The sequence below is a fragment of the Variovorax sp. 10L426 genome (genome assembly GCF_056395305.1).
This window is the reverse complement of sequence record NZ_JBFTJF010000042.1, coordinates 1-5,150: the sequence shown is the minus strand read 5'-3', so window position 1 is coordinate 5,150 and position 5,150 is coordinate 1. Positions and strand designations below refer to the sequence as shown.

Here is a 5,150-nt window from a genome sequence, read left to right as displayed (position 1 = left end):
GCACGACAACCCGAAGGGAAGGTATGCCAGGACGGGCCACTCGGCGTTGCGCTCCTTGCATGTGCCAACGCACATGCGGCGTCGCGCGCCTTGATTGGCCCGTCCTGGCATACCTTCGCGACCCCGGAAGTAGTGTGAACAGGCCCTAGACCAACGACACGATCGCGCCGCAGGCCAGCAGGCCTGCAAAGAGGCCCAGCACGGCGCGCCATGTCGCGGGCCGAGATTCGACCCATCGATACAGCAGCATTGCCGCGGCAATCGACAACGCAACGGTCGCCAGCAGACCCATCAGGTCGATCCAGGGTGTGTCCGGCAGGAAATGACTCACCACGGCGCTCACCAGGAGCAGCACCGGAAAGTGAATCAGAAACAGCGAATACGAGATGCGCCCCAGCCGCACCAGCGGCTCGCCGACTGACGGCCACGCAGCCGGCTTCAATCCGTCGAGATGCTGGATCACTGCGACCGCCAGCGCGGTGACCAGCGCGATCGCGATGCGGCTGCGCCATTCGACGGCCAGTGCGGCGGCGCCCAACAGCGCCAGCATCAGCACCGCAGAGCGCCATGTGCTGCTTCGCGTCGCGCGCCCGATCCAGAACACGAGTAGTCCCAGGCCGTAGGAGCCGAAGAAGTACAGCGCGGTTGTGTCGAGCTCGGCGTGGCGATTGAAGAAGATCAGCGACGAGACGACCAGCGACACCACGAGTCCCAACATCACCCAACGCGATCTTTCAGGCCGGACCGACCACCGCCGTTGCATCAGCTCCGACAGGGCGATTGCCGCGAACGCGAGCACGAAGAGCTGGAAGTCGATGGCCACGTACCAGACACCGGTCGACAGGGCTTCAAAGCCGAGCAAGTCCTGCAGCAGCAGCCCGTGCGCGAGCAACTGGGCCATACCGGGCGGCCCGGGCACGGCTTCGTCGTCGAGCCAAGGCCGCACCAGCGCCGCGACGACGACGCTGAAGGTCAATGCGGCCAGGTAGGGCATCACCAATCGGCCGTAGCGCTGGAAGATCCGGGCCACCGGCCGGTCGACCCGCAGAACGCCGTCGGGCGCAAGACTGCCTGCAGCCAGAAAGCCCGCCAGCACCAGGAACACCTGGACCGCGAGCCGCCCGTTCTGCGAGAGCCAGTCGAAAAGCGCCGGCGCGAGCGACGAAGCGCCCGCCGGAAGCGGCCCGTAGCGCGACAGGTGATGCCCGACGATCAGGAGACAGGCGACGCCCTTCACCGCATCCAGCAACGGCATGCGACTGACCGAGGCCGGCGCCGCAGTGCTTACGGCCAGATGCTCAGAGGGCAAGGCGGCTGCGCGCTTCCTGGTATTCGCGCTTGAGCTTTTCGATGAAGGCCGCGGCCGTTGCGACCTCGGTCACGGCGCCGATGCCCTGGCCCGAGCCCCAGATGTCCTTCCACGCCTTGGCCTTGCTGCCTTCGCCGCCGCCGAAGTTCATCGTCTTCAGTTCGCCTTGGGGCAGGTTGGCCGGATCCATGCCCGCTGCCACGATGCTCGGCGCGAGATAGTTGCCGTGCACGCCGGTGAACAGGTTCGAATAGACGATGTCGTCGGACGTGCCTTCGACGATGGCCTGCTTGTACTCGTCGCTGGCGCGCGCCTCTTCAGTCGCGATGAAAGCCGTGCCGATGTAGGCGAAGTCTGCGCCCATGGCCTGTGCCGCAAGCACCGCGCCACCCGTGGCGATGGAGCCCGACAGCGCGATCGGGCCGTCGAACCACTGGCGAATTTCCTGGACAAGTGCAAACGGACTCTTCACGCCCGCATGACCGCCCGCTCCAGCCGCCACGGCAATGATCCCGTCGGCGCCCTTCTCGATCGCCTTCCTTGCGAAGGCGTTGTTGATGATGTCGTGCAGCGTCACGCCGCCATAGCTGTGGACCGCGTCGTTGACGTCGGTGCGTGCGCCGAGCGAGGTGATGACGATCGGCACCTTGTACTTCACGACCAGTTCCATGTCGTGCTCGAGCCGGTCATTGCTCTTGTGCACGATCTGGTTGATCGCGAAGGGCGCGGCCGGCTTCGTCGGATTCGCCTTGTTGTAGGCCGCGAGCTCTTCCGTGATCTCGGCGAGCCAATCTTCGAGCTGCGATGCGGGCCGTGCATTGAGTGCGGGCATCGCACCCACCACGCCAGCCTTGCACTGCGCAATCACGAGCTTGGGGTTGCTGATGATGAACAGCGGCGAGCCGATGATGGGCAGCGGCAGGTTGGCGAGCACGGGTGGCAACTTGGACATGAGGTCTCCGGAACTTATGGATGAACTATTAAAAAGCGGCCCGCAAAGCGAGGCCCCTTCGGGAAACACCGCGGAACCGGCTTGGCCGGGCCGCTGGTGTTGCCCCCGGTGAGGGGGTGGGCGGCCACACGAAGTGGGCCAACCTGGGGGAGAGCAACATCCCTAGAAAGACTCGACTGCGAGGGCTGTGACGCTGTCGGCGCCTTCGACGATGCTGTCTCGAACGCCCGGCGCCTTGTTCAGGATGTGCTCCGCGTAGAAGCGTGCCGTCGCGATCTTGGCCTTCATGAAGGCCACGTCGGTGCCCGCCTTCGCAAGGTCTTCCGCGATCAGCAGGGAGCGCGCAAGCTGCCAGCCCGCAACCACATTGGCCGCAAGCAACAGATAAGGCACGCTGCCCGCGAACACCGCGTTGGGCGACGTCTTGGTCTGGCCCGCGACGAAGTCGACCACGTCGACAAACGCCTCGCGGGCCGCCTTCAGGCGCTTGCCCACGGCCTTTGCATCGGCGCTGTCGCGCTTTGCGAGTTCGGCTTCCGTAGCCTCGATCTGCGCGGCGACTGCCTTTGCAATCTTGCCGCCGTCGCGTGCCGTCTTGCGGCCGACGAGGTCGTTGGCCTGGATGGCCGTGGTGCCCTCGTAGATTGTGAGGATCTTGGCGTCACGCAGGTACTGCGCCGCACCGGTCTCCTCGATGAAGCCCATGCCGCCGTGCACCTGCACGCCCAGCGATGCCACTTCCAGGCTCATCTCCGTGCTGTAGCCCTTGACCAGCGGCACCAGGAATTCGTAGAAGGCCTCGTTCTGCTTGCGCGTGTCTGCATCAGCGTGATGGTGCGCGGCGTCGTAGGTTGCCGCAGCCACCGACGCCATCGCGCGGCAGCCTTCGGTGTACGCACGCATCGTCATCAGCATGCGCTTCACGTCAGGGTGATGAATGATCGGCGCGCTCGCGTTCATCGAGCCGTCGACGGGCCTGCTCTGCACGCGCTCCTTGGCATAGGCCACCGCATGCTGGTAGGCGCGCTCGGCAATCGCGACGCCCTGCATGCCGACCGCATAGCGCGCCGAATTCATCATGATGAACATGTATTCGAGGCCGCGGTTCTCCTGGCCGACCAGGTAGCCGATGGCGCCCCCATGGTCGCCGTACTGGAGCACCGCCGTGGGCGAAGCCTTGATGCCGAGCTTGTGCTCGATGCTCACGCAGTGGACATCGTTGCGAGCGCCCAGCGATCCATCCTTGTTGACGAGGAACTTCGGCACCACGAACAGGCTGATGCCCTTCACGCCCTCAGGCGCACCGGTCACGCGCGCCAGCACGAGATGGACGATGTTCTCGGCCATGTCGTGCTCACCGTAGGTGATGAAGATCTTGGTGCCGAACACCTTGTAGGTGCCGTCGGCCTGCGGCTCGGCGCGGCTGCGCACGAGCGAGAGATCGCTGCCGGCCTGCGGCTCGGTCAGGTTCATCGTGCCGGTCCACTGGCCGCTCACGAGCTTCTCGAGGTAGGTGGCCTTGAGCTCGTCGGAGCCGGCCGTGAGCAGCGCCTCGGTCGCACCGTCCGTCAGCAACGGGCACAGTGCGAAGCTCAAGTTGGCTGAATTCAGCATCTCGACGCAAGCGGCGCCGATGAGTTTCGGCAAGCCCTGGCCGCCGAAGTCGGCGGGATGCTGCAAACCCTGCCAGCCGCCCGCCACGTATTGCGCGAAGGCTTCCTTGAAGCCGGGCGTCGTCGTGACCTTGCCGTCCTTGAAGGAAGAAGGCTCGCGGTCGCCGGCCACGTTGAGCGGCGCGATCACGTCCTGATTGAATCGGGCGCACTCTTCGAGTACGGCTTGCGCTGTTTCGAGGCCGGCCTCTTCGAGGCCCGGCATTTGAGACACCTGTGCGATGTTCGCGAGGTGCTCGATGTCGAACAGCATGTCTTTGATGGGAGCGGTGTAGCTCATGAGTCTCTCCTATGGCCGTGCGGCCGAATGCGAATCGATGCGAAAAAAAGGGCATCGCGAACGATGCCCTTTGGCTTCACCATCGATGGATGTTTCTCAAAGTGCCTTGACCAGTTCCGGCACGGCCGTGAACAGGTCAGCCACGAGGCCGTAGTCGGCCACCGAGAAGATCGGGGCTTCTTCGTCCTTGTTGATCGCCACGATCACCTTGGAGTCCTTCATGCCCGCCAGATGCTGGATGGCGCCCGAGATGCCGCAGGCGATGTAGAGCTGCGGCGCCACGATCTTGCCCGTCTGGCCCACTTGCCAGTCGTTCGGCGCGTAGCCTGCGTCCACTGCGGCGCGGCTGGCACCCAGGCCCGCGTTGAGCTTGTCCGCGAGAGGCGCCATCACCTCGGTGAACTTCTCCGCGCTGCCGAGGGCTCGGCCGCCCGAGACGATGATCTTGGCGGCCGTCAGTTCGGGACGCTCGCTCTTGGTGACTTCACGGCCCACGAAGCTCGACTTGCCGCTGTCGGCCACGCCGTCCACGGTTTCCACCGCTGCGCTGCCGCCTGTGGCTGCCGCCGCATCGAAGCCCGTCGTGCGCACGGTCGCAACCTTGATCGCATCGCTGCTCTGCACGATGGCAATGGCGTTGCCTGCGTAGATCGGACGCTCGAAGGTGTCCGGGCTGTCGACCTTGGTGATGTCACTGATTTGAGCGACGTCCAGCTTGGCAGCGACGCGCGGAGCGACGTTCTTGCCGTTGGCCGTGGCCGGGAACAGGATGTGGCTGTAGTTCTTCGCGATCGCCAGCACCTGGGCTGCGACGTTCTCCGCGAGGTTGTCCGCCAGGCTCGGGCTGTCAGCCACGATCACCTTGGCAACGCCTGCCACCTGGGCGGCAGCCTTGCCGGCTTCGGCGGCGTTGGCGCCAGCCACCAGCACGTGGAC

General features: G+C 65.2%; 4 protein-coding genes. All 4 read right to left on the bottom strand.

Annotated features, from left to right (window positions below; genetic code table 11):
- Positions 1–145 precede the first annotated feature (145 nt).
- A complete protein-coding gene (locus tag AC1DHL_RS29545) occupies positions 146–1,255 on the bottom strand; it encodes an acyltransferase family protein (RefSeq protein ID WP_478164301.1) in 1,110 nt (369 codons plus the stop codon).
- A 43-nt stretch (positions 1,256–1,298) separates the two neighbouring features.
- Positions 1,299–2,261 carry an NAD(P)H-dependent flavin oxidoreductase gene (locus tag AC1DHL_RS29540; protein ID WP_478164300.1) on the bottom strand — a complete coding sequence of 321 codons (963 nt, stop codon included), beginning with the start codon at positions 2,259–2,261 and terminating at the stop codon, positions 1,299–1,301.
- A gap of 162 nt (positions 2,262–2,423) precedes the next feature.
- Positions 2,424–4,214, bottom strand: coding sequence for an acyl-CoA dehydrogenase (locus AC1DHL_RS29535; protein ID WP_478164299.1), 1,791 nt, complete (start codon positions 4,212–4,214; stop codon positions 2,424–2,426).
- Between the two features lie 96 nt (positions 4,215–4,310).
- Positions 4,311–5,150, bottom strand: an 840-nt coding sequence (locus AC1DHL_RS29530) for an electron transfer flavoprotein subunit alpha/FixB family protein (RefSeq protein WP_478164298.1), incomplete at its 5' end; no start/stop codon positions are given.